At 55.0% G+C, this 21,841-nt stretch carries 19 protein-coding genes and 2 tRNA genes; 13 read left to right on the top strand and 8 right to left on the bottom strand.

Going from position 1 to position 21,841, the window contains the following annotated elements:
- Positions 1-3: 3 nt before the first annotated feature.
- Positions 4-2,463 (bottom strand): bifunctional diguanylate cyclase/phosphodiesterase, encoded by a 2,460-nt coding sequence (locus K325_RS0107565; RefSeq protein WP_084694188.1) that lies wholly within the window; start codon positions 2,461-2,463, stop codon positions 4-6.
- Positions 2,464-2,700: 237 nt separating this feature from the next.
- Between K325_RS0107565 and ccoM the strand changes: the two genes are divergently transcribed.
- Positions 2,701-2,850: a cytochrome c oxidase subunit CcoM gene (gene ccoM, locus K325_RS18675; RefSeq protein ID WP_169441770.1), complete on the top strand. Its 150-nt coding sequence runs from the start codon at positions 2,701-2,703 to the stop codon at positions 2,848-2,850.
- Between the two features lie 21 nt (positions 2,851-2,871).
- On the opposite strand, the gene K325_RS0107555 is transcribed toward ccoM, so the two are convergent.
- The 3 genes from K325_RS0107555 to K325_RS0107545 all read right to left on the bottom strand — a co-directional run bounded on the left by K325_RS0107555 (position 2,872) and on the right by K325_RS0107545 (position 4,342).
- A tRNA-Glu gene (locus K325_RS0107555) sits at positions 2,872-2,947 on the bottom strand.
- Positions 2,948-3,029: 82 nt separating this feature from the next.
- Complete coding sequence (locus K325_RS0107550) at positions 3,030-3,935, bottom strand: TIGR01777 family oxidoreductase (RefSeq protein WP_029653660.1); 906 nt, start codon at positions 3,933-3,935, stop codon at positions 3,030-3,032.
- Positions 3,936-3,964: 29 nt separating this feature from the next.
- On the bottom strand, positions 3,965-4,342 hold the full coding sequence (locus K325_RS0107545) for a sirohydrochlorin chelatase (RefSeq protein ID WP_029653659.1): 378 nt from the start codon (positions 4,340-4,342) through the stop codon (positions 3,965-3,967).
- Positions 4,343-4,442: 100 nt separating this feature from the next.
- On the opposite strand from K325_RS0107545, the gene K325_RS0107540 reads away from it, so the two are divergent.
- The 5 genes from K325_RS0107540 to K325_RS0107520 all read left to right on the top strand — a co-directional run bounded on the left by K325_RS0107540 (position 4,443) and on the right by K325_RS0107520 (position 8,835).
- Positions 4,443-5,045 (top strand): DUF924 family protein, encoded by a 603-nt coding sequence (locus tag K325_RS0107540; protein ID WP_029653658.1) that lies wholly within the window; start codon positions 4,443-4,445, stop codon positions 5,043-5,045.
- 182 nt (positions 5,046-5,227) lie between these two features.
- Positions 5,228-5,303, top strand: a tRNA-Gly gene (locus K325_RS0107535).
- A gap of 127 nt (positions 5,304-5,430) precedes the next feature.
- Entirely contained in the window at positions 5,431-6,228 is a 798-nt protein-coding gene (locus K325_RS0107530; protein ID WP_029653657.1) for an MOSC domain-containing protein, read from the top strand.
- Positions 6,229-6,232: 4 nt separating this feature from the next.
- Complete coding sequence (locus K325_RS0107525) at positions 6,233-8,167, top strand: ATP-binding cassette domain-containing protein (RefSeq protein ID WP_029653656.1); 1,935 nt, start codon at positions 6,233-6,235, stop codon at positions 8,165-8,167.
- Positions 8,167-8,835: a DUF6901 family protein gene (locus K325_RS0107520; protein WP_029653655.1), complete on the top strand. Its 669-nt coding sequence runs from the start codon at positions 8,167-8,169 to the stop codon at positions 8,833-8,835. Before K325_RS0107525 ends, K325_RS0107520 begins: the two co-directional genes overlap by 1 nt.
- Before the next feature lie 20 nt (positions 8,836-8,855).
- Here the strand turns inward: K325_RS0107520 and K325_RS0107515 are convergent, their stop codons facing one another.
- On the bottom strand, positions 8,856-9,287 hold the full coding sequence (locus tag K325_RS0107515) for a universal stress protein (protein ID WP_029653654.1): 432 nt from the start codon (positions 9,285-9,287) through the stop codon (positions 8,856-8,858).
- A gap of 139 nt (positions 9,288-9,426) precedes the next feature.
- Entirely contained in the window at positions 9,427-10,245 is an 819-nt protein-coding gene (locus tag K325_RS0107510) for a hypothetical protein (protein ID WP_029653653.1), read from the bottom strand.
- Between the two features lie 316 nt (positions 10,246-10,561).
- On the opposite strand from K325_RS0107510, the gene fadB reads away from it, so the two are divergent.
- From fadB to topA, 3 genes are all read left to right on the top strand, one after another.
- The gene (gene fadB, locus K325_RS0107500; protein WP_029653652.1) at positions 10,562-12,709 is read left to right on the top strand and encodes a fatty acid oxidation complex subunit alpha FadB; all 2,148 of its coding nucleotides are present in this window, start codon (positions 10,562-10,564) and stop codon (positions 12,707-12,709) included.
- Positions 12,710-12,741: 32 nt separating this feature from the next.
- A complete protein-coding gene (gene fadA / locus K325_RS0107495; protein ID WP_029653651.1) occupies positions 12,742-13,917 on the top strand; it encodes an acetyl-CoA C-acyltransferase FadA in 1,176 nt (391 codons plus the stop codon).
- 265 nt (positions 13,918-14,182) lie between these two features.
- Positions 14,183-16,822: a type I DNA topoisomerase gene (gene topA / locus K325_RS0107490; RefSeq protein WP_029653650.1), complete on the top strand. Its 2,640-nt coding sequence runs from the start codon at positions 14,183-14,185 to the stop codon at positions 16,820-16,822.
- Between the two features lie 57 nt (positions 16,823-16,879).
- Here topA and K325_RS0107485 read toward each other — a convergent pair whose 3' ends face one another.
- Positions 16,880-17,755, bottom strand: coding sequence for an NAD(P)-dependent oxidoreductase (locus K325_RS0107485; RefSeq protein ID WP_029653649.1), 876 nt, complete (start codon positions 17,753-17,755; stop codon positions 16,880-16,882).
- A gap of 332 nt (positions 17,756-18,087) precedes the next feature.
- On the opposite strand from K325_RS0107485, the gene K325_RS0107475 reads away from it, so the two are divergent.
- A complete protein-coding gene (locus K325_RS0107475) occupies positions 18,088-19,296 on the top strand; it encodes a M48 family metalloprotease (RefSeq protein WP_029653648.1) in 1,209 nt (402 codons plus the stop codon).
- 78 nt (positions 19,297-19,374) lie between these two features.
- Here K325_RS0107475 and gltA read toward each other — a convergent pair whose 3' ends face one another.
- A complete protein-coding gene (gene gltA / locus K325_RS0107470; protein ID WP_029653646.1) occupies positions 19,375-20,649 on the bottom strand; it encodes a citrate synthase in 1,275 nt (424 codons plus the stop codon).
- Positions 20,650-20,696: 47 nt separating this feature from the next.
- On the opposite strand from gltA, the gene K325_RS18575 reads away from it, so the two are divergent.
- The 3 genes from K325_RS18575 to sdhD all read left to right on the top strand — a co-directional run bounded on the left by K325_RS18575 (position 20,697) and on the right by sdhD (position 21,841).
- Positions 20,697-20,900, top strand: coding sequence for a hypothetical protein (locus K325_RS18575; RefSeq protein ID WP_156836577.1), 204 nt, complete (start codon positions 20,697-20,699; stop codon positions 20,898-20,900).
- Positions 20,901-21,125: 225 nt separating this feature from the next.
- Positions 21,126-21,503, top strand: a complete 378-nt coding sequence (sdhC, locus tag K325_RS0107465) for a succinate dehydrogenase, cytochrome b556 subunit (RefSeq protein WP_029653645.1) — start codon at positions 21,126-21,128, stop codon at positions 21,501-21,503.
- Positions 21,500-21,841: a succinate dehydrogenase, hydrophobic membrane anchor protein gene (gene sdhD, locus K325_RS0107460; protein WP_084694206.1), complete on the top strand. Its 342-nt coding sequence runs from the start codon at positions 21,500-21,502 to the stop codon at positions 21,839-21,841. Before sdhC ends, sdhD begins: the two co-directional genes overlap by 4 nt.

The following is a 21,841-nucleotide window of genomic DNA, read 5'->3' as shown; positions in this document are numbered from 1 at the left end:
CAATTACGTGGGATTGGCCCGTTCGTTGGTCTCGAGCCAGTGAATAAAGTCCTGTTCGGGAAGTGGCCGACTGTAAAAGTAGCCCTGTGAGTAGTCACAATGCTCGGCTTTCAGGAAGTGCGTCTGAGCTTCTTCCTCAACGCCTTCTGCGACCACCTTCAGGCCCAGGCTGTGGGCCATATTGATGATTGCCCGGATCAGGGAGGCGTCTTCTGACTCTTTCAATACGTCCTGCACAAATGATTTGTCGATCTTGAGCGTATCGAACGGATAACTCTTCAGGTAGCTGAGTGCAGAATATCCGGTTCCGAAATCATCGACGGACAACCGGATCCCGACCTTATCGAGCTGTTTCAGGATATCGGCGGTTTCGATCGTGTTATCCAGAATCAGCCGTTCGGTAATCTCAAGTTCCAGGAGCTCCGGCTTCAGATTGCTGTCGTTCAATGCCCGCATGATGGCATCGGTGAAGCCGGGGTCACGGAATTGTCTGGGGGAGACGTTAACGGCAATGCTGATCTCCTGACCAGTCATGGCTTGCCAGCAATAGGCCGCTTTACAGGCTTCGCGAACCACCCATTCACCGATGGGGATGATCAGGCCGGTCTCTTCAGCGAGGGGGATGAAGCGGTCTGGCATCACCAGCCCCATGGCGGGGTTATTCCAGCGCAACAGGGCCTCCGCTGCCACCAGTTCACCGCTGGTGGTGTCGACTATTGGCTGGAAGTGGAGTTCAAACTCCCCGAGCTCTAGCGCTTTTCGCATGTGCGATTCCATCTGGAGGCGCTCATGGGAAACCTCGCTCATCTCGGGGGTGAATCGGGCGTAGGCGCTTTTACCTTTGTGTTTTGCCTGATACATGGCGGCATCGGCGTGCTGCAGCAGGGTTCCGCTGTTGTCCGAGTCGGTCGGGAAGGTGGCGATGCCAATACTGGTGGTGACAAAGACCTCCTGACCGTTAAGCATGAATGGCGGAGAGAAAGTCTTGAGGATGCGCTCTGCGACCTGGCACGAATCCTCTGCGCCGTTCAGGCCGGGCAGTACAACCAGAAATTCATCGCCGCCCAGGCGCGCAACGGTGCTGGTCCCCCTCAGGCAACTGGAGACTCGGCGTGCAGCTTCTATCAGCAGCGTGTCACCGGCATCGTGGCCAAGGGTGTCATTGATGTGCTTAAAATTATCCAGGTCCAGAAACATCACTCCGACCTGGGTTTCATCCCGCCGTGCCTGGGCAAGGGCCAGCTTCAGGCGGTCGAGTGCGAGCATTCGGTTAGGCAGCCCGGTCAGGATATCGTAATTAGCCTGGCGTAACAGTTGCTGCTCATAGCGTTTCCGGATACTGATGTCTTCACCCAGAATCAGATAGCCTGTGGATTCGCCGTTGTGGTCTTTTATAGGGGTGACCACCAGTTGCTCCCAGTAACGCTCACCGTTTCGGCGGCTGCTGTTTACCTCGCCTTGCCAAACCCCGACCCTTTGCACCTGGAGCCGGATAGAGTTCCAGAGTTGCCTGGCTTCCATCGAGCCCGTGCCCGGGTCAATCAGTGCAGAGGGGTGTTTTCCGGTGATTTCAGACGCTGCATGGCCGGTCAATTGGCTGAACTTCCGATTGGCGTATTCAATGCGCCATTGCCGGTCGCAGATCAGGACGGAAGAGGGGCTTTGATCGATTGCCTTGGAGAATTTCCGGATTTCAGCTTCGTCCCGTTCTCTGCGAACCACGTCGTCGTTTAACCGTTCGCGCATCTGGTTAATCGCTTCCGTGACCATGCCGAGTTCGTCGCGCTGGAAGGCGGGAGTATCGGGCCTGTCCAGTTCAAGTGGGCGTGAGAGGTTTCGGAGCGAAAGGTCTCGGGTGTAGTCGGCCATGGCCGCGAGGTGCCGGGTAACGAGATGCCGGAAAATCCAGAGAATGAGGATCGAGGCGAAGAAAACAATCAGGAACTGAGTTGCGAGGATGAAACCAACCCGCCGACGAAGTTCATCGTAGAGACGTTCCAGGCTGGCGGTGATAGTCAACTCTCCCAGGTGGAACTCAGTATCGTCGTGGTAGACCAGGTCGAAGCTGTGGGTGAGGGTGTCGGTATCCCGGGGAAGTTCTCCCATAACCAGCTCGGAATCGGGCTCGATCCGGAGTCGGAGATGCTCAATATCGGGCAAACTGAGCATGCCCTCCATCTGGGTTTGCAGGTGTTTCTGATCCAGCGCCCAAAGGCTCTGAGCCAAGCTGGACCGATAGCCGGATTCAATAACCTGCATCCGTTGTTCAATCTTTGAAAGGTCTTCGCGGTAATCGGAATAAATCTGGATGCCGGATGCCAGCAGGGTAAAGGCAGAGCTGAACAAAAGAATCCATGCCACAAGTCTGAACGACAGCGGAGAGGCTGCACGAAAACGTTTCAAACGCGTCGCAATGTCTGGCATGTCGTTGATTTTTTGGCCATCCAAAGAAGTGTCGGACATAGCAATAACGGAAGCGATCCCTGTCGTTGTTACCTTCTTTCCCTTGAATTCGACTATAGCAGCACTTTGTCGCAAATGCGCTGCAAACTCAGGATAAATCGGGAGAAATAGGGGGTGAATGTCTCAGTTTGACAATTACTGCAATGACGAAATGTGCTTGATGCAGATCAATACGACACATACGCCGCGAGCGTAACCTGAGCTCAATCAAGTTCTTCAGTAACAGGAGATAACGCCATGTATATGGACGCCGTTGTAATCGCAGGTATTGTGACCGTACTTCTGATGATTGGCTTTTTCGTTGGGGTAGGGATCTTTGTTATAAAAGATCAGAAAAGCCATGCTGCCAAACAAGATAAGCTCCACCGGAGCGGTCATGGCAGCTGACGATCAGGTCAGTTGAAAAATTGGCGTCCCCTAGGGGGTTCGAACCCCTGTTGCCGCCGTGAAAGGGCGGAGTCCTAGGCCACTAGACGAAGGGGACGCAACGTTTTCAAAAGCTTGCCTCGTCGAGGTGGCGCGTATATTAAGTATGGCGCCGGGGAGTGTCAACACTTTTTTTTAAATTAATTTCCCGTGCTTTCCTTCAGGGCAGCTTCAAGCTCTGTGTAGCGAAATTTGAAGCCCTCTTCCTGTAGCCGTCTCGGGATTGCCTTTTGACCTGTCAGCAGCAGGCTCGCCATTTCGCCGAGCATCAGTTTAAGAGCGGCAGCAGGTACTGGAACCAGAGCGGGGCGATGGAGGGTTTGTGCCAGGGTTTGAGTGAATACCCGATTGGTCACAGGATTGGGGCTGACCATGTTGTAGGCCCCGTTTGCTGAAGGAGTTTCCATCATCCAGAGCAGGCCGGACACCACGTCCTCACGATGAACCCAGGGCATGAATTGTTGTCCGGCCCCCAGTCTCCCGCCCAGGCCCAGTTTAAAGGGAAGAAGCATTCTTTGCAGAAAACCTCCATGACGGCCTGTCACGATTCCGGTTCTGGACAGGCAAACGCGAACATCGTCGGCCTGGAGTTCCAGAGCTTCCTGCTCCCAGTCGCGGCACAGGCGGTGGGTGAATTCGTCATGAGGGGGGGTGTCCTCGGTAACCAGGGAATCCCCCTGGTCTCCGTAATATCCCACAGCGGATCCTGATACCATCACCTCTGGCAGCTTCTGCCAGGATCTCACTATCTGCACCAGATTCCGGGTCAGCTCGATACGACTGCTCCGAAGCGTTTGTTTTCGGGCATCGGACCACCGTTTGTCGGCAATGCCTTCGCCTGCGAGATTAATGACCGCATCAAATCCAGGGTGAGCGCGTAACGTATCCAGTGTCTGGACCACTTCCACTCTGCCGCAAACTGACTTCGCAGCGTCTGCAGACTGGCGGCTAAGAACAGTCAATGAGTGACCTTCTGCCATTAATCTGCGACACAGAATGTGCCCAATAAAACCGGTAGCGCCTGTTAGCAGTATCTGTTTGCCCATGGTGGTCCTCCGGATATGCTGAGTGGTTCTCAGCTTTCGGCCCGCCCAAGTTCGTCCCGAACGACTTCTCGGATGGCGAGGCCAAGCTTTGGGTTGGTGCCAATAGGTTCTGCCAGCCGGATGCTGACCTGATGCTCGGCTTCCAGTTTTTCTATCATGGCAGGGACATCCTTCCGCAGGTGTCGGCCTGCCGCAAGAAACAGGGGAACCACGGTAAACCTCCTAGCACCTGAGCGGGATGCCTGAGCGATTATGGTATCGAGCGATGGCTCTGCCAGCTCCATATACGCAATGGCTGCGTTCTCTATGGACTGAACGGTGGGTTCCGCCAGTTTCTCGAACGTTTCGCACCAGCGGATGTCGCTGCTGCCGTGAGCTAATAGAATGATCTGATGGGGCTGCGTCATAGGGCCTTTGCTCTGGTCGTGTCCTGTTCCTCAATCGTACGTTGAGGAGGCGTTGGTAAGTGCTCTGTTGCTCTGTATAAATGTATCAGGGAGTTGTCATATGTTCGATTGGAAAGAGCTACTGGATTTCTGGTTTGGAAAATTGGATGAGCAAGGTCTCCCGGACCGGGAACACAGGAGCAAGTGGTTCCGCAGTGACCGGGCTTTCGATCAGGAAATTCGGCGTAGGTTTATGTCTCTGGTTCTGTTTGCCTCGGAGCAGGGGCTCGACCATTGGCGGGGTGCGCCCGGTGGCGCGTTGGCAGAGATTCTTTTGCTGGATCAGTTTACCCGCAATATTTTTCGCGGCGGAGCCATGGCATTTGAGAATGATCGGCTGGCCAGAGAGCTCTGCCGACGGGCGATGGAGCGGGGGCAGGATCTTGAGTTGCCCGCAGTACAGCGAGCTTTTCTTTATATGCCTCTGCAGCACTCAGAGAAGCGCAAAGATCAGGATCTGTCCGTAGAGTGTTATCAGCAACTCGCAGCAACAACCTATGGGGTGCCCGGGGAGTTCCTTGGTAGCTTTCTTCAATCGGCCCATGATCATCGGGAGATTATCGTCAAGTTTGGTCGTTTTCCTCATCGTAACCAGGCACTAAAGCGATCCAGCACCCCTGAGGAGCTGCAGTATCTGAAGGGTGCTCGCCGATTTGGGCAGTAGCTTGTTCTGAGTGGCCGACTCATTGAACGAGTTGTGCCATCGGTTTTGGCTGGCTCGTTGCCTGAGGTGCCGAAAGCAAGGGTTGTATTGAAACCTGAAAAAAAAATCACGAAAGTATTGACGCCCAGAAAGTTATCAGTAGAATACGCAGCCGTTGTCAGGCAACGCCCTGAGGACAGTCAGCGGGAATAGCTCAGTTGGTAGAGCACAACCTTGCCAAGGTTGGGGTCGCGAGTTCGAATCTCGTTTCCCGCTCCAGATTCAGGAAACCCGGCCAATGGCCGGGTTTCTTCGTTTTCAGTACCTCATTTCCCACCAGTCAGAAGTCTCGTCAGTTATACTCGGCAGCCATTACCGTTCAGTCGGCAACCGAAAAGGTGTAACCATGAAGGTCAGATCTCTCTATATCTATCCGGTTAAATCCCTGGCAGGGATCCCGGTCACCCGCCTGGAGCTGGACGAATTCGGGCCTCGGGGAGATCGTCGCTGGATGCTTGTCGACGACCAGAATCGATTTATCACTCAGCGACAGCTGCCTCAACTTGCGAATGTTCGTACCTCGTTGGAGGAAGGCTGTGTGGTTGTCCAGATTCCGGAAGAGGGGCGCTACCGTCTGGAGCCTGGTTCAGAGACCACGGGGGTAACCGTGTGGAAGGATCAGGTGGTCGGGACGATGGGGGCTGAGGCGGCTGGCCTGGCGTTAAGTAGATACTGTGGAACGTCGTTGCGGTTCGTTTATATGGACGATGATTCGTACCGAAGGGTTGATCGCGAGTGGGTCAGTGAGCCTCGTCGCGTGGGATTTGCCGACGGTTTTCCGTTTCTGGTCGTCAATCAGTCATCGCTCGAGGAGTTGAATTCCAGGCTTGAGCTCGCCATTGATATGCGTCGTTTTCGCCCGAATATCGTGATTGAGGGAGCTGATGCCTGGGAAGAGGACGTCTGGCAGACGATGCGGATTGGTGACGTTCAGTTGCAACTGGTCAAACCCTGTTCCCGCTGCGTGATGACGACGGTAGACCCGGATACTGGCAAGAAAGATACCGACGTTCAGCCGCTTAAAACCCTTGCCGGCTATCGAAAGACGCCGAACGGGATCATTTTCGGTCAGAACGCCGTACACGACAGTGTTGGCACGATCGCAGTAGGCGACTCGGTAACCGTCTTGAAGCAGGAGAATTGAAACTGTGCCTTTGTTAACGCTTGATCGGATCTCTCTCGCCTACGGAATGCATCCGTTGCTTGATGACGCCGGCCTTATGGTGGAACCCGGCGAGCGGGTTTGTCTATTGGGGCGCAACGGCGAAGGGAAGTCCACGCTTCTTAAAATTGTCAGCGGGGAAGTGACCCCGGACGGTGGTATTGTTCGCCTGGAAGAGGGCTCGGTTTTGTCGGTTCTGCCGCAGAGCCTTCCGTCAGACGACACCCGGACAGCCTATGATGTTGTGGCATCTGCGTTCCCGGAGACGGGGGACTTGCTGGCGGAGTTTCATCGTCTTTCCCTGCAGGCCGATGAGGCTGGTCTCGAGCGCCTTATGAAGGTTCAGGAACGGCTGGAGGCGCTCGACGGCTGGCGGCTAGACCAGAAGGTCACAACGATCCTGGGGCAGTACGGCGTTGATCCCGACCGTGTGCTCAATACTCTGTCGGGAGGCTGGCAGCGGCGTGTGCTTCTGGCAAAAGCGCTGGTTGCGGACCCGGATATCCTTTTGCTGGATGAGCCGACCAACCATCTGGACGTCCCCGCCATTGCGTGGCTGGAAGAGACCCTTGGGCAATTCCGGGGTGCCATGCTGTTTGTCAGTCATGATCGAGCGTTTATACGCCGAATGGCCACTCGGGTTGTAGAGTTGGACCGTGGGAAGCTGGTGAGTTTTGCGGCCAGCTATGACCGTTATCTGGAGCTGAAAGAGAAGGCGCTGGAAGAAGAGGAGCGTCAGAATGCCCTTTTTGACAAGCGCCTGAAGCAGGAGGAAGCCTGGATTCGGCAGGGCATTAAAGCTCGACGTACCCGGAACATGGGGCGGGTGAGGGCGCTTAAGGCGATGCGTGAGGAGCATCGGCAGCGTCGGGTTCGTGGTGGTACTGCGAGTTTCGCTGTAGAGCAAGCCGATATATCCGGAAAGCTGGTGGCAGAGGCGCGTGGTGCCGGTTTTGCCTATGGTTCAGGAGAGGCGGTCGTGCGTGAAATGGATCTGACGATCCTTCGCGGCGATAAGATCGGGCTGGTTGGTGAAAATGGTACCGGCAAGACAACACTGGTGCGCCTCCTTCTGGGAGAATTGCAGCCAACCGAAGGAAGCATACGGCTTGGCACTAACCTTCAGGTTGCCTATTTCGATCAGCTCCGCGGAGAACTGGGTCTTCAGCGAAACGCTCTGGATAACCTGGCGGAAGGTCGTGAATTCATTGACATCAACGGTCAGAGCAAGCACGTCCTTGGATACCTTCAGGAATTCCTCTTTACACCGGAACGGGCGCGTTCTCCTGTGCGGGTGTTCTCCGGGGGCGAGCGGGCGCGCCTGTTACTGGCAAAGCTGTTCAGTAAGCCTGCTAACATTCTGGTTCTGGATGAGCCAACAAACGATCTTGATGTCGAAACGCTGGAGTTGCTGGAAGAGCAGCTGGCGGAGTTCAAGGGCACGGTTATTGTGATCAGCCACGACCGGGAGTTCCTCGACAATGTTGTAACCGACACCATCTTCCTTGATGGCTCGGGGGCTGTGGCTGAGTATGTCGGAGGCTACAGTGACTGGCGCCGTCAGGGGGGGCGATTCCCCGCTGAGAGCTCCGGCAGTCGCCTGGACAAGCAGGACAAGCGTGACAAACCCGACACTTTGGCGAAAAAAGAACAGTCGGTTGGCGGGAGTGTGGGGCAGTCGGCAAAATCAAAGCCTGCAAAACTCAGCTATAAGCTTAAACTTGAGCTGGAGCAATTGCCGGGCAAAATCGAATTGTTAGAGAAGCAGGTTGCCGAGCTTCAGGATAAGATTTCCGGCGCGAATTTTTATTCAGGTCCACCGGAAGAGGTATCGTCTACTCTGGAGCAATTGGCGGACGCCGAAGCGCGTCTTGAGTCGGTGATTGAGCGGTGGATGGAGCTGGAAGAACAGGCGAATTGATGAAAATTGACTACAGTTTCAGGTTTGAGGACGGTCGTAATATTGTATTCAGGGTGACCGGGGAGCCTGAATTGCGTCCACCAGAGCAGACACCGCCTGCCTGGGTTCGGTTGCAGCATTGTCAGTGCTCGAATTGCCCTTTGGGGCCGGCTAACACCCCGAATTGCCCGGCGGCAGTCGGAATCTTGCCGGTTGTGGAGGCGTTTCAGGCGGAAGATGCTTATCAGAAGGTTGATGTGACGGTGACCGATGAGCGTCGATCCTATTTTAAGCAGACCACGCTGGAAGAGGCTCTGCGGTCGCTGTTGGGGTTAAAAATGGCGAACAGTGGCTGCCCTGTGTTGTCAGAGCTCAAGCCGATGGCCCTTCATCACCTGCCATTTGCCAATAGCGATGAGTTCGTGATGCGTAGTGTTGGTTACTATTTGCTTCAGCAGTTGTTTGCGAAGCGTAATCAGCATGAGGCGGACTGGGAGCTGAAAGGGCTTGTGGAGAGGAATCAACGGCTCCAGCTTGTTAATCAGGCGCTTTGGCAAAGAATACACGCCGTGTGCAAAGGGGATAGTAATCTCAAAGCGTTGCTTAACTTTTTTTCGATGGCGTCCAGTGTCAGTGTCTCACTGGAGAGTCAGTTAAGAAAGCTGCAGGCAAGGATGAAGGGGGAGTAAATTCCCCCTCCAGCCATCGATTAATGGATGCGAATGGCGAGCACGTCGCACTCGGTACCATGCAGAACGCCGTTGGCCGTTGAGCCCAGCAATAGCTGGAAGCCCTTGCGGCCATGGCTGCCTACAATGACCAGATCAACGTTATGCTCTTTAGCCAGTCGATGAATTTCTGATTCGGGGCGACCAACGGTTACAACCTGCCTGTCTGCACCGATGCCATACTCTTCCCCATATTTGCCCAGCTGTTCGCGAGCAGCCTTGTCCAGCTGATCCTGCAGCTCGGACAGGTCCATCGGGATATCGCCACCGTAGGCGTAACCAACCGGCTCTACCACATGAACCAGCAACAGCTCAGCTCCCTGTGCGTCACAGATGGCCTTGGCTTTGTTCAGAACCTGCGGCGCCTCTTCGGTCAGGTCGATGGCAACCAGCATTTTCTTGTAGGTGGACATGGGTAATGCTCCTTTGTGCTTTGGGGAATATGTTCAGAATAATACCGAGAGTATACCGGGGAAAGTGATTTGTCATTCTGACGGGCATCAACCGAGCGCCGGATTGAGGGGCTGGATATGTGTCAGCCCCGGGGAGGAATCAGGCGTTGGCGCGCATCAGGTCGATGACGTTGGTCAGGCCTTCAATGATGCCTTTGGAATACCGGTCGATGACAAAGCCGACGTTGTTTTCGTTGTAGTTAATGTATGAGCTCCGTATGAATTGCCACTTGGAGGCAACGTCGTCCAGAGAGGATTTCAGGTCGCCATTGGACTGGCCGTTTCGCATCGACGCGAGCAGTTGGTCAAAGGTTTTGGCCTGTTCGTCAAGGGGGATTTCGCTGGATGCGCCCTGAAAGGTTTGCGCCACCGACGAATGGGTTCGGGCGGCGTAGCGAGCCATCATCTGGGCCATGACCACCGCAGCTGAACGGGCGGATTCAACCCTCGCATCTGGCTTAACATCGCCGCTTTCCTGAGCCACTGCATAAAGTTCCGTGGCGAGGTTATTCATGTTCAGCGCCTGGTTGGCCAGATCGGCCATCAGTCGCAGGTCAGGGTAGCCCCGGTCTCGGACTTCGTTGATATTGCCCCGCATCAGATTCTTGAACTGGTCAAACTCCTGATTGAGCTCTTCTATCTGCTGCGCAGAGAGCGCGCCGCTGGTGCTTGAAACTACTGAGTTCATGGCGTCGTTGGCGTTGTTGACGCCGACAACAATTCGGTTCAGCGTTTCCGTGTCACCTGTGGCGCTGAAACTGTAGAAAGCGTCCAGTGCCAGGTAGTTGTTGATGCGGAAATCGTGGAGGTCAGAAAGAAATTCGGCTCCTGATTCCTGGGCCTTGGCCCCAACGGCTGTGAGTGAGAGAAGGATAAGCGTGGTAGCCAACGAACGGAAGCGCGAGCGGGCATCTTTCATCGGATGAGTCTCCGTAATGCTGTTTTATTATTGTGGACTAAAGTCGCATTCCGAAGTTAAAGTAACTCTGTCGGCTAATCAAGTGGTTTCCGGTCCTCATCGTGAGCCAGCTCTCTTTTTCCTCCGGTTTCGTTAAGAAACAAATTGACAAACGCCCGTTTTTTTTCCATCGTGTTGCCTCACGATTCAAACGACTGTATGAATTTTTGGATCGGAAGATCGGGCAGTGACCGAAATCTCGCTGCACAAACAGCCGGGCAGGCGGCTAGCGCCAACTGGCTGTCAGCAGTTCCAAACACAGACTGGAGATCAGTTGATGATTTACGAAGGTAAAGCCATCACGGTTAAAGAGATCGAAGGCGGGATCGCTCAGTTGGACTTCGACTTGCAGGGCGAGTCAGTCAACAAGTTCAACCGTCTCACCATCGAAGAGCTGGGCGCCGCAGCTGAAGCACTCAAATCCCAGAAGAACCTCAAGGGCCTGGTGGTAACCAGCTCCAAAGACAGCTTTATTGTCGGTGCAGACATTACCGAGTTCACTGAGCTGTTTGCTGGTTCCGAAGAAGATCTCGTGGCCAATAACCTGAAGGCCAACGAGGTTTTCAACGCCATTGAAGACCTGCCGTTCCCGACCGTTACCGCGATCAACGGTATTGCGCTGGGTGGTGGTTTTGAAATGTGTCTGGCGACCGACTACCGGGTGATGGCGAATAAAGCCAAGGTAGGTCTGCCGGAAGTGAAGCTGGGGATTTTCCCGGGCTTCGGTGGCACCGTGCGTCTGTCTCGCCTGGTTGGTGTGGACAATGCGGTTGAGTGGATTGCCGGTGGTACCGAAAATCGCGCTGATGCTGCCCTGAAGGTTGGTGCTGTTGATGCCGTTGTCGGTGTCGACAAGCTGGTCGATGCGGCTGTGGCCATTATCAACCAGTGCAACGACGGCAAGCTGGATCACCTGGCACGTCGTGAAGAGAAGAAAGGCAAGATCAAGCTCAACGCCATGGAAAGCATGATGGCATTTGAGATTTCCAAGGCGTTCGTTGCTGGCAAGGCTGGCAAGAACTATCCGGCGCCTGTGGAAGCGATCAAAACCATGCAGAAGCATGCCGGCATGACCCGCGACAAGGCGATCGAAGTCGAAGCCAAAGGCTTTGCCAAGATGGCCAAGACAAACGTAGCGGCTTGTCTGGTCGGGCTGTTCCTGAACGACCAGGCCCTGAAGAAGAAAGCCAGTGCCTGGGAAAAGGAAGCGTCTGACGTCAATCTGGCTGCCGTACTGGGGGCCGGTATCATGGGCGGTGGTGTTGCATTCCAGTCGGCGCTGAAAGGCACGCCCATCGTTATGAAGGACATCAATCAGGACGGCATCAAGCTGGGCCTGAATGAAGCGAAGAAGCTTCTGTCCAAGCGTGTGGCCAAGGGCAAGATGGATGCAGGCCAGATGGGTGATGTTCTGAACAACATCACGCCGACCCTGAACTACGGCGATTTCAAGAGCGTAGACCTGGTTGTTGAGGCGGTTGTTGAGAACCCGAAAGTAAAAGATGCTGTGTTGCGCGAGACTGAGGATGCAGTTCGCGAAGACGCCATCCTGACTTCCAACACCTCGACCATCTCCATCAACCTTCTGGCCAAGAACCTGAAGCGCCCTGAGAACTTCTGCGGGATGCACTTCTTCAACCCGGTGCACATGATGCCGCTGGTTGAGGTTATCCGTGGCGAGAAGACCAGTGATCGCGCCATCGCGACAACCGTGGCGTACGCCAAGGCCATGGGCAAGACCCCGATTGTTGTTAACGATTGCCCGGGCTTCCTGGTTAACCGCGTTCTGTTCCCGTATTTCGGTGGCTTTGCTGCACTGGTGCGTGACGGTGCCGATTTCCAGAAGATCGACAAGGTCATGGAAAAGTTTGGCTGGCCGATGGGTCCGGCGTACCTGCTCGACGTTGTCGGCATGGACACCGCCAAGCACGCCAACGAAGTAATGGCCGACGGCTTCCCGGATCGCATGAAGGCCGACTTCAAGTCTGCCATTGATGTGATGTTTGAGAATGATCGCTATGGTCAGAAGAACGACAAAGGCTTCTACAAATACGAAGAAGACAAGAGAGGCAAGCCGAAGAAAGTTGTCGATGAAGAAACCTACAAGCTCATCGAGCCTGTGGTTAACGGCAGCAAGGACTTCGACGAAGAAGAAATCATCGCTCGCATGATGATTCCTCTGTGCCTGGAAACCGTTCGCTGTCTTGAAGATAACATTGTTGAAGACCCGGCTGATGCAGATATGGGCCTGATCTACGGTATCGGTTTCCCGCCGTTCCGTGGCGGTGCTTTGCGCTACATCGATGACATGGGTGTCGACAAGTTCGTCGAACTGGCAGATAAGTATGCAGATCTTGGTCCTTTGTACGCACCGACCGAGAAGCTGCGTGAAATGGCCAAGACTGGCAAGAAGTTCTTTGGCTAACCCTAACGAGATTTCCGAACGGAGAAAGATCTATGAGCCTTAATCCGAGAGACGTTGTCGTCGTCGATTGCGTGCGGACTCCGATGGGTCGTGCCAAAAACGGCTGTTTCCGCAACGTACGTGCCGAGACCCTGTCGGCTGCACTGATTGAAGCACTGTTTGAGCGCAACCCGAAGCTGGATCCGAAAGAAGTAGAAGACGTGATCTGGGGCTGTGTGAACCAGACCAAGGAGCAGGGCTTCAACGTGGCACGGCAGATTTCTCTGCTGACCCGTATCCCGCACGAGTCTGCAGCCCAGACCGTAAACCGTCTGTGTGGCTCCGCCATGAGTGCTATCCATACGGCAGCCCAGGCCATCCAGACCGGCAACGGCGATGTGTTTGTGGTGGGCGGTGTTGAGCACATGGGCCATGTACCCATGACGGCTGGTTTTGACCACAACCCTGCGGCCTCTAAATACTCTGCCAAGGCGTCCAACATGATGGGCCTGACCGCAGAAATGCTGGCTAAAATGCACGGTATCACCCGTGAACAGCAGGACGAGTTTGGAGCCCGTTCCCATCGCCTTGCTCACGAAGCGACCCTTGAAGGCCGTTTCAAGAACGAGATTGTTCCGATTCAGGGGCACGATGAGAACGGTTTTGTGAAGCTGATCGAGGAAGACGAAACCATTCGTCCGGAAACGACCGCGGAGTCCCTGGGCCAGCTGCGCCCCGCGTTTGACCCGAAGAACGGTACAGTAACGGCGGGCACCTCCTCCCAGCTGACCGACGGTGCGGCCGCGATGATCCTGATGTCCGCAGAGCGGGCTGAAGCCCTGGGTCTGAAGCCTCGTGCCCGTGTTGTCAGCACGGCGGTAGCTGGCTGTGATCCTGCCATTATGGGTTACGGTCCGGTTCCGGCCACCAAGAAGGCGCTCAAGCGTGCAGGCCTGAAAGTTGAGGATATTGACTTCTGGGAGCTGAACGAAGCCTTTGCAGGTCAGTCCTTGCCGGTTCTGAAGGACCTGAAGCTGCTGGGTGTGATGGAAGAGAAAGTGAACCTGAACGGCGGTGCGATTGCCCTTGGGCACCCGCTGGGCTGTTCCGGTGCGCGTATCTCGACCACGCTGATCAATGTTCTGGAGTCCAAAGGCGGTAAATATGGTGTGTCCACCATGTGTATCGGTCTGGGGCAGGGCATTGCCACGGTGTGGGAGCGCCTCTGATCAGAGCTCTCTGACAGAATCGCTCAATCAGGGGGCCCGGCTTATGCCGGGCCTTCCTGTTTCCGGCTCTGAAAAATGGGACGGAAGCCCGAAAAAAGGACGACAGAAATTAAAGAATGGGTTGTCTTGCCAATCTTGACCCTGTAAAACAGTGGGCCTATACAGAATGGCAGCCTTTGTGTTTTCCAGTTGCCTGATTTTTATGCGAGTTTACGGTTTGGTTCAGTTATTGACCGATTGATCGCCAAGGATACAGATCTCCGATATGGGTAAAAGTCTCGTTATTGTCGAGTCGCCAGCGAAAGCGAAGACCATCAACAAGTACCTGGGCTCGGATTACATTGTAAAATCCAGTGTTGGGCACATCCGCGACCTGCCTGTCAGTGGCAGTGGGAGCCAGTCAGACCCGAAAGAGCGGGCGAAACAGGCTGCCGCTACGCGCAAGATGAGCCCGGAAGAAAAGGCCGCGCACAAGAAGCGAAAAGCCCGGGAACAACTGGTGGCCCGAATGGGGGTCGATCCGGACAAGGACTGGAGCGCACGTTACGAGATACTGCCGGGTAAAGAAAAGGTCGTCAGTGAGCTGAAACGGTTGGCTAAATCTGCAGACCATATCTATCTCGCAACGGATTTGGACCGCGAAGGAGAGGCTATTGCCTGGCACCTTCAGGAGACTATTGGTGGTGAGCCCGAAAAGTATCGCCGGGTAGTCTTTAATGAAATCACCAAGCGGGCTATCCGGGCAGCCTTTGAAGATCCGGGTAGCCTGGACAATAACCGCGTAAATGCGCAGCAGGCCCGGCGCTTTCTGGACCGGGTGGTCGGGTATATGGTGTCCCCGCTGCTTTGGGCCAAGATTGCCCGAGGACTGTCTGCTGGCCGGGTGCAGTCGGTGGCTGTCCGTCTTATTGTTGAGCGTGAGCGGGAAATCCGGAAATTTGTTCCGGAGGAATTCTGGCAGTTGCACGCTGACCTGGCGACCGGGGGGGGCGGTGAGCCCGTTCGTTTTGAGGTTACCCGCTACGACGACAAGCCCTACCGGCCGGTTAATGAAGCCCAGAGCAGCGAGCATGTCAACCGCCTGAAGGCTGGTGCGTTCAAGGTTGCGAAGCGTGAAGACAAGCCGACGCGTTCGCGTCCGTCTGCACCATTTATTACTTCAACGCTCCAGCAGGCCGCAAGCAACCGGATGGGCTTTAGTGTCAAAAAGACCATGATGTTGGCTCAGCGCCTCTATGAAGCCGGCTTCATTACCTACATGCGTACCGATTCCACGAACCTGAGCCAGGATGCGGTTGCTGGTTGCCGGGATTTTATCGAGAAGCAGTTCGGCGAGCGTTATCTTCCTGAAAATCCGCGCGTCTACGGCAGTAAGGAAGGCGCACAAGAGGCGCACGAGGCAATCCGGCCGACCGATGTGTCCCGCCGCTCTGCGGATATTACGGGCCTTGAGAAGGATGCCGAGAAACTTTATGACCTGATCTGGAGACAGTTTATTGCCTGCCAGATGGCCGACGCCGAGTTTCTCAGTACGTCCATCGTTGTTGCCAATGGTGAATATGAGTTACGGACCCGTGGCCGGATCGTCAAGTTTGATGGTTTTCTGAAGGCTGCGCCCCAATCCGCCAAGAAAGATGAAGATGTGGCGTTGCCGGACATCAAGGTGGACGAGGCGCTGGACCTCAAAAAGCTGGAACCTACCCAGCATTTTACCAAGCCGGCTCCGCGCTACACGGAGGCCAGTCTGGTCAAGGAGCTTGAAAAGCAGGGCATTGGCCGTCCCTCAACTTATGCCTCGATTATTTCCACGATTCAGGATCGGGGCTATGTACAGCTCCAGAATCGTCGATTCTATGCTGAAAAGATGGGCGAAATCGTTACCGAAAGGTTGGCGGAGTCGTTCCCGAATCTGATGGATTACGATTTCACGGCGCGGCTTGAGGATGAGCTGGACGATATTGCCGAAGGTGATGTTCAGTGGAAAAAAGTCCTCAACGATTTCTATGCCAAGTTCCGTAATCAGCTGGAGAGTGCTGAACGGTCCGAGGATGGCATGCGTGCGAATCTGCCTACGGAAACCGACATCCCGTGCCCGACCTGCGCGCGCAATATGCAGATCCGGGTTGCCAGTACCGGGGTTTTTCTGGGCTGTTCCGGTTATTCACTTCCGCCGAAAGAGCGTTGTAAGACCACGATTAATCTGGTGTCTGGCGACGAGGTGGTCAGTGCTGATGATGATGTCGAGGGCGAGGGTGAAACCAGACTGCTTCGGATGAAGCGTCGATGTGCCAAGTGCGGTACCGCCATGGACAGCTACCTGATTGACGAAAAACGAAAGCTGCATGTTTGCGGTAACAACCCGGACTGTTCCGGATATGAAGTCGAAGAGGGTAGTTTTCGGATCAAGGGATACGATGGGCCGACGCTTGAGTGCGACAAATGCGGCTCCGAAATGCAGTTAAAAACGGGTCGTTTTGGTAAGTACTTTGGATGCACCAACACGGAATGTAAAAATACCCGGAAACTGCTGAAAAGTGGTGAGCCCGCGCCTCCCAAAATGGACCCTGTGCCCATGCCGGAGCTGCAGTGTGAGAAGGTGGATGACACCTACGTCCTTCGCGACGGTGCCTCAGGGCTGTTTTTGGCGGCCAGTAAATTCCCGAAAAACCGGGAAACCCGGCCACCTCGGGTGATGGAGATCAAGCCGCACCGGAAGGAGATCGATCCTAAATACGATTACCTGATGGATGCACCGGAAAAAGATCCCGAGGGCAATCCAACGGTGATTCGTTACAGTCGCAAGTCGAAAGAGCAGTATGTAATGTCCGAAAAGGACGGCAAGGCGACGGGTTGGTCTGCGTGGTACGAAGGCGGGCGCTGGGTGCCGCGAGATAAGAAAAAATAGGGTAAGCGACTCACCCTTCTGCCATGGGCAGCAGGGTGAGTCTGATTCGTTCTGGCGTCACCGAAACTTCCGCAGGCGCTGAATCAGAGAAGATGTATCCCACCGATTGCCGCCCATGGCCTGCACGTCGGCATAGAATTGGTCGACGAGTGCCGCTACCGGCAGGGAGGCGTTGACCTTTCGAGCCTCCTCAAGGCAAATGCCAAGATCTTTGCGCATCCAGTCGACCGCGAATCCGTGCTCGAACTTGCCATCAATCATGGTGTCCGAGCGGTTTTCCATTTGCCAGGATTGCGCTGCACCTTTTGAGATAACATCAACGACCTTCCGGGCATCCAGATTGGCTTGCTCGGCAAAGTGCAGGGCTTCAGACAGGCCCTGGACCAGTCCGGCGATGGCAATCTGGTTCACCATCTTGGTTTTCTGGCCGCTGCCCGCCGGGCCCATCAGGTTGATGGCTCTGGCGTAGTGCTCCATCACAGGCTTTGCTGCCTCAAAAGACGCTTCAGACCCGCCACACATGATGGTCAGGGCGCCATTCTCCGCGCCTTGTTGTCCTCCGGAGACGGGTGCATCAATGAAGGCTTGCTGTCGGGCTTTCGCGGATTCTGCCAGTTGCTCGGCAATGCCGGCGGACGCGGTCGTGTGGTCAATGAGGATGGCCCCTGCGGGGGCGTTGGCGATAATGCCTGCCGGGCCTTCAAAGACTTCGGTCAGGTCTTTGTCTGCGCCTACGCAGGTCATCACCATATCTGCGCCCTGAACTGCACTTGCGATGGTCTCACAAGCGCTTCCGGAATATTCGGAGGCCCATTGCGTTGATTTTTCCCGGGAGCGGTTCCAGACCCGTACCGTCAAACCGGCCTTTGCCAGATGTCCGGCCATTGGGTAACCCATTACGCCCAGGCCGATAAAAGCGACTGTTGTTGTCATTGGTTTGCTCCAGATTTTGAGTATCAGGTTTGGATGATTATCAGGGTGGCGGTCGGGGAATGGAAGATTTTGGTTGTGAATCCGAAAAAAGGTGCGCTCGAGATGGGGCTTTAAAGGATGAGCTGGGTCGCAAATGTGCAAGCGTGTCGGTACTCCTGGAGCCAAACTGATGGATCTCGACGAGTGGCATTTTTATACTTGGCAGGCTAGCTGCACGGATGCGCAAAGGCTGTTAGAACCGAAATTTTACCTGCCCTGGGTTCACATCTCTGTTGCCTGGCTCCAAAAGGGAGAGCGTTGACGTTCTCCGTCGTTTTTGTTGAGGGATCTGAATGAAGCTTGTCTATAAAAATGAGAAACCGTTATTTCTGATAACGGCGGTGCTTGCGTTGTTGATCTGGTTGGCGCTGGTCGTGGGGACGTTGGGCATTGTGCTGATCTACTTGCTCGCGGCATACGTGTTCTTCCTGTTTGCCCACTCGGCGTTCATTTCACACCTTAAGGGGTCTGGGGTACGAATTACCCAGGAGCAGTACCCGGATCTACACGAACGATTGCTGCGCTGTTGCGATCGGGTGGGCGTCAGAGAGGTGCCGGAAGCGTACCTTTTGCGGACGGATTTTTTTAATGCGCTTGCCACTAAATTCCTGGGGCGCCACTTTGTCGTGCTCTTTACCGATGTGGTTGATGCGCTGGAGGATCAGCCTGGTGCAATTGATTTCTATATCGGACACGAGCTGGGGCATGTTCATCGAAAGCATTTGTCATGGGGGCCTGTGCTGGCGCCCGCGGCCTGGTTGCCGCTGCTGGGGCCGGCGTTGAGAAGGGCGGGCGAGTACACTTGTGATCGCTATGGTGTGGCTTGCTGTCAGTCGCCGGAGGACATCAAAGCGGCACTTGCCGCCATCGCTGCGGGCGATACCCGGTGGGCGACGATTAATGTGGATGCCTTCGTTGGTCAGGTTGCAGCTACCCGGGGTTTTTGGATGTCGTTCAATGAGCTGACGGCGGATTATCCCTGGTTAACCAAGCGTATGGCGACAGCGATGGCGCTTTCGGAAGGTCGGGAAGTGTCTCACCCTGGCAGGAGTAAGCTTGCGTGGTTTCTGGCGCTGTTTGTTCCGAGGCTGGGTGTCGGCGGCGGAGCAGCCTCACTGATCATCGTTGTGGCCCTTGTCGGTGTGTTGGCGGCAGTCGCGGTTCCTCAGTATCAGGAGTATACGGAGCGGGTTCGCTATCAGGGCGCTTATCTTGAGGCCATGGAGGTAACCAGTTCCGTCGAGGTCTTTGTGGATGAGTATCAGGCGTGGCCGGGTTCGATGGAAGATCTGGGGTACGGCCCCGGAGTCCTGGAGGATGAGTCTCAGGGATACTCTATCGATGTCTACGACGGGGGAGTGATTGGTGTCGAGATGGGGGTGGATGAGTCAGGGGAGTCGGAATACATTGTACTGGAGCCGGAAGTTACGGAATCAGGCCTGGTCTGGGCCTGCTACGGGCAAAACGTCACAAATGACTATCTTCCGTCCGGTTGTCGTTGAGTGGTGAATGCCTGGTCGAGGTAAATGCCAACAAAAAGCCGCTGATTTCAGCGGCTTTTTGTTGGATGACGAGACTGCTTATTTCTTTGGGTAGTCTCGCTTGGGAGAGCCAGTGTACAGCTGGCGAGGGCGGCCGATGCGGTTTGCGCCGCTGACCATCTCGTTCCAGTGGGAGAACCAGCCAATGGTTCGGGACATGGCAAAAATAACCGTAAACATGGAGGTCGGAATGCCAATAGCCTTCAGGATGATGCCCGAATAGAAGTCTACGTTCGGGTACAGCTGGCGCTGAACGAAGTATTCGTCTTCCAGAGCAATCTTTTCCAGGCGCTGAGCAATTTTGAGCAGCGGATCGTTTTCCAGGCCAAGCTCGCTCAGGACTTCGTGCGCAGTCTGCGCCATAACCTTGGCGCGTGGATCGAAGTTCTTGTAAACCCGGTGGCCGAAGCCCATCAGGCGGAACGGATCGTCTTTGTCCTTCGCCTTCGCAATGAATTTCTCAATGTTGGACTCGTCGCCAATCTCGGCCAGCATGTCGAGCACGGCTTCGTTCGCGCCGCCGTGAGCCGGACCCCACAGAGCCGCAATGCCGGAGGCGATACAAGCGTAAGGGTTGGCGCCGGTGGAGCCCGCAAGGCGAACCGTGGAGGTGGACGCATTCTGCTCATGGTCAGCGTGCAGAATGAAAATCTTGTCCATGGCGTTGGCCAGAACAGGGTTCGGCTTGTATTCCTCGCAGGGCGTGCCGAACATCATGTGCAGGAAGTTCTCGGCATAGGACAGATCGTTCCGCGGGTACATGAATGGCTGACCCATGGAATATTTGTAGCACCAGGCCGCAATAGTGGGCATCTTGGCGATCAGGCGGTGGCCGGTGATCTCGCGCTGTTTGGGATCGGAGACGTCCATCTGGTCGTGGTAGAAAGCAGACAGGGCGCCTACAACACCACACATGATGGCCATTGGATGCGCGTCACGGCGGAAGCCGTTGAAGAAGTTGCGCATCTGATCGTGCAGCATGGTGTGGTTTTTGATGGTCTCGTGGAACTGCTTATTTTCTTCTTCGCTTGGCAGTTCGCCGTTCAGAAGCAGGTAGCAGACTTCCAGGAAGTCGGAGTATTCCGCCAGTTGGTCGATTGGGTAACCGCGATGTAGCAATACGCCTTTGGCGCCATCAATGTAGGTGATGGCTGATTCGCAGGCTGCGGTGGATACAAACCCAGGGTCGTAGGTGAAAACGCCTTCCTGTACCAGGCCGCGTACGTCGATAACGTCAGGGCCGACGGTGCCGGAGTAAACCGGTAGCTCAATGGACTTATCTCCCACCGAGAGCGTGGCTTTCCTGTCGGTCATGGTGCTCTCCTGTCTGATTAGCTATAACAGCTTTTCTGCATGTGTAGATGCGCCAGAAAGCGCGTATTATCGCAAAACTGGCGGCAAAATATAGGGCGTCAGCTTCTTTTGTCAATGCACGGGTGTTGAAAACGGCAAAATTATTCCCGCGTGTAAATGAGGGATATCCGGAATATCAGGCCGCTGCGGGTGAAATTGTTTTTGTCAATAAGCCTTATAGATGGGTTGGGGCTACACTCGGCAAGGCTTGAGGCGTTGTTGCAAGTTTGTAATTACCGGGGTGTCTCCTTATAATCCGTAGCCCGGAATCGGGGATGCATCTGCTTGCAGGCTTGAGTATAGCAAGCTACCGGGTAGTCATTCTCCCTCCTGAACCAATCGGTTATCGGTATCGTATCGATTCTCCGGTCCCAACATACCAACCATCCGCCACCGCTTAGCGGTCCCGCGGAACCAAGAGAGAGTGTGAGAGCGCTGTGAATAGCAAACGACCAGTAAATCTCGATCTCGGCAAGTTTCATTTTCCGCTGCCAGCCATTACCTCGATCCTGCATCGTATCAGCGGCATCATCATCTTCGTTGGTGTTGCTTTCCTGATGTACGGTCTGGATCTCTCCCTGTCCGGAGAAGATGGCTTCAACCGTGTAAATGAGCTGCTGGACAGTTTCCTTGCGAAGCTGATCATCTGGGGCATCCTGTCTGCTCTGCTGTACCACCTGGTTGCAGGTATCAAGCACCTGCTGATGGACGCCGGCATCGCCGAAGAGCTTGAAAGCGGGCGTCTCGCCGCGAAGGCCACGATTGCGGTCTCCGTTGTTCTCATCGTTCTGGCAGGAGTCTGGGTATGGGCATGAACAGTGTAACGAACATTGGTCGAAACGGTATTCAGGACTGGATCATCCAGCGTGTTACCGCTTACGTATTGGCTCTGTATACGTTGTTTCTGCTGGGCTTCTTTGTAACCACAGAGGTTGATTACCAGGCCTGGTCAGCGCTCTTCGCGCAGGGGTGGTTTAAAATCTTCAGCCTGCTTGCGCTGTTGTCCATCGCCGGGCACGCGTGGGTTGGTTTGTGGACAGTTTCTACCGACTACATCAAATCTGCGATGCCGCGTTTTCTGCTTCAGGCAGCCTGTGTGCTCGTGATGTTTGTGTATGTAGTCTGGGGTATTCAGATTCTTTGGGGGCTTTGA

The sequence above is a fragment of the Marinobacter daepoensis DSM 16072 genome, assembly GCF_000421165.1.
Lineage (GTDB): Bacteria > Pseudomonadota > Gammaproteobacteria > Pseudomonadales > Oleiphilaceae > Marinobacter > Marinobacter daepoensis.
This window is presented reverse-complemented; position numbering and strand designations above follow the sequence as displayed.